The 2,490-nt window shown below is 66.6% G+C and carries 3 protein-coding genes and 1 tRNA gene; all 4 read left to right on the plus strand.

The features are described from left to right. Positions 1–156: 156 nt before the first annotated feature. The gene (locus I6U14_RS00740; protein ID WP_296896067.1) at positions 157–636 is read left to right on the plus strand and encodes a hypothetical protein; all 480 of its coding nucleotides are present in this window, start codon (positions 157–159) and stop codon (positions 634–636) included. Positions 637–987: 351 nt separating this feature from the next. Next, positions 988–1,064: transfer RNA gene (locus I6U14_RS00745), tRNA-Met, on the plus strand. Between the two features lie 246 nt (positions 1,065–1,310). Then, positions 1,311–1,445 carry a hypothetical protein gene (locus tag I6U14_RS00750; protein WP_296896069.1) on the plus strand — a complete coding sequence of 45 codons (135 nt, stop codon included), beginning with the start codon at positions 1,311–1,313 and terminating at the stop codon, positions 1,443–1,445. Between the two features lie 10 nt (positions 1,446–1,455). Continuing rightward, complete coding sequence (locus tag I6U14_RS00755) at positions 1,456–2,361, plus strand: 5-bromo-4-chloroindolyl phosphate hydrolysis family protein (RefSeq protein WP_296896071.1); 906 nt, start codon at positions 1,456–1,458, stop codon at positions 2,359–2,361. Positions 2,362–2,490 lie beyond the last annotated feature (129 nt).

The following is a 2,490-nucleotide window of genomic DNA, read 5'->3' on the forward strand; positions in this document are numbered from 1 at the left end:
GTTGGGTGTGTGATGCGGGGGCAGGTGTTGGGGGCGGGGTGGATGGGGCCTGAGGGGAGGGGGGTCCTCGAATATCTGAAGACACTCTGAGCCACGGGTATAACATCTGAGCATCCGCCCGCACCCCATCCCCACCCACTGCAACAGGAGCCTTCCATGCACAAGCGATTCACCACTTTCCTGATGCTCGCGAGTCTCGTGCTCGGCCTGCCGGCAGCGGCAGGCGAGGGCGAGCACGGCGAAGACCACGACTCGCCCTTCGAGGGTATGCATCTGCTGCTGCTGATGCACAACATGCAGTACTACTCCCACAAGCTCGGCCTCGCCGTCGACGCCAATAACCCGACGCTGGAGGGCTTCTACGTCCACGAGGTGGAAGAGGTCATCGAGGCGGTCAGCGAGATCGAGGAATACGAAGGCATCCCCATCGCCGAGAACCTGAAAAAGACCCTGATGCCCGCCTTCGAGCAGCTGGAAGCCGCCATCGAAGGCGGCGAGCGCGATGCCATCGACGCCGCCTACGACGAGCTGCTGGTGGGCTGCAACAACTGCCACGCCGCCTCCGAGCACGGCTACATCCATATCCGCCGCAACCACACCAACCCTTACCCGCAGGACTTCTCCCCTCACGACTGACCCGTGTGGGAGCGGCGTCCGTCCCGCGATGGCCGACCGAGCGGAGCAGCCGCAGCCAGAGGCCGCTCCCATAGGGAGATGCTGATTGATTGGGCATCCTGCCCAAACATCAGACGGAGCCGGGCCTCTCCAGACATTGGGCGGTTTCCCGGCTCCTTCATTTTCAGCGACTTACGTCGCCGAACATGGCGGGGCATCCTGCCCCGCACGGGAAGCGCCAATCAATCGGCGCTTCCATAGCGCGCCAGCAATACCGCTGCGCCTGGCCACACTGGAAATAGGCAGCTCGGCCAAATCTCCCACACAGGGCTTGTCAGGCAAATTCCGCCGCGCTACCATAGGCGGCTCAGTTGCGGGGTGGAGCAGTCAGGCAGCTCGTCGGGCTCATAACCCGAAGGTCGTAGGTTCAAATCCTGCCCCCGCTACCACACACACGAAAAGGCCTCGCGGCTCCGGCCGCGGGGCCTTTTTCTTTGCATGGCGGGCACGTGGATACTGGAGTCGGAGGCTGCCAGCCATGAGCCCGGGAGGAGCGAGCGTCATTTGGGTGGCCTGGCTCATCTGTGCTCGCGGGCCGGTACGCTTCCGCGCAATACTGGCGCCGGGGGGTGGTGTCGCCGCCAGCGAAGGCCGCGGCGCGCTCAGCTCGAGGTCATTCACGCAGGGCTTCTGCCATGTCGGAACGCCAGCGCCGCCTGGTCGGCACCTTGTTCTTGGTCGTGGGCATCGGTATCGCCTCCTCGCAGGCGCTGCTGACGTCTTGCAGCGCGCCGGCGACGGCCGCCTCGACAGCGGTCGCGGTGCCCTGAGGGCGCGGCCATGAAACGACTCCTCCTGCTTGTCCTGCTCATCGCCATCGTGGTCGCGCTGGTGGTGGCGCTTTGGCGATGGATCAACGGGCAGGCTGGGCCAGCTCCGCCCGCGGCGGCCGAAGCGGACGCGACAGTGCCCGACTGGCTGCTTTTCCTGCTGCCGCTGCCGGCGGCGGCCGCTGCACTGGTCGCGCTGATCCGCGGGCAGCTTGGGCTGTTGGTTGGCGATGTCCTCGGCTATGGCCTGCTGCTCGGCGGTGCGCTGCTGGCCCGCGGGGGGCTCCGCGACGCAGCTGCCGCATCCGGCACCGCTGCCTGGTGGCAGCGCTGGTCGCCGAAGACCGCAGGCGCGGGGCTCATGGCGATGGGCAGCGGCGTGACGGCATGGCTCGGTGCCGGCCATCATCCGGCCATCGGCGCCGCCTTTGCGCTGGTGACCCTGCTCGGCTTCCATCTGGTCTATGGCTTGGACTTCGCCTTCCTGCGCCGCCGGCCGCAGGGCTTGGGCAGCTATGGCAGCGAGTCCCTGCGCCGCGCCGCCGGCTCCATCGCCGCCATCGAGCAGGCGAGCCGCAACATCCGCCAGCCGGAGCTGGACAGAAGGCTCACACGCATCGCCACGCTGGCGCGGCAAATCCTGGCGCGTGTCCAGGACGATCCGCGGGATTTGTGGCGGGCGCGGAAGTTTCTGAACGTCTACCTGGATGGCGTGCAGCGCGTGGTGGAGGGCTATGCGAAGACCCATGGGGAGGTCGCGGCGCCCGAGCTGGAGCAACGTTTCCGCCATGCGCTGGAGACAGTGGAGGCCGCCTTCCGCGATCAATACCAGGTGCTGCTGGAGCGGGACGTGGAGGACCTGGACGTGCAGATCGAGGTGCTGACCCGACAGCTGGAGCGCGAGGGGATTCTGTAGCGCCGTCGCCGCGGAGTCCGATTTGGTTTGTCGCGTCTGCTCGCAGGGAGTGGCCTGCGCCGTGCTGCGGCCTGACTTAGGGAGATGCTGATTTATTGGGCATCCTGCCCAAAAATCAGACGGAGCCGG

Source organism: Thiohalocapsa sp., from assembly GCF_019695415.1.
GTDB lineage: Bacteria > Pseudomonadota > Gammaproteobacteria > Chromatiales > Chromatiaceae > Thiohalocapsa.

Excerpts from the sequence above, each read along its gene's own strand:
- I6U14_RS00755 (WP_296896071.1), top strand. The coding sequence starts at position 1,456 with ATGAAACGACTCCTCCTGCTTGTCCTGCTCATCGCCATCGTGGTCGCG.
- I6U14_RS00750 (WP_296896069.1), top strand. The coding sequence starts at position 1,311 with ATGTCGGAACGCCAGCGCCGCCTGGTCGGCACCTTGTTCTTGGTCGTG.
- I6U14_RS00740 (WP_296896067.1), top strand. The coding sequence starts at position 157 with ATGCACAAGCGATTCACCACTTTCCTGATGCTCGCGAGTCTCGTGCTC.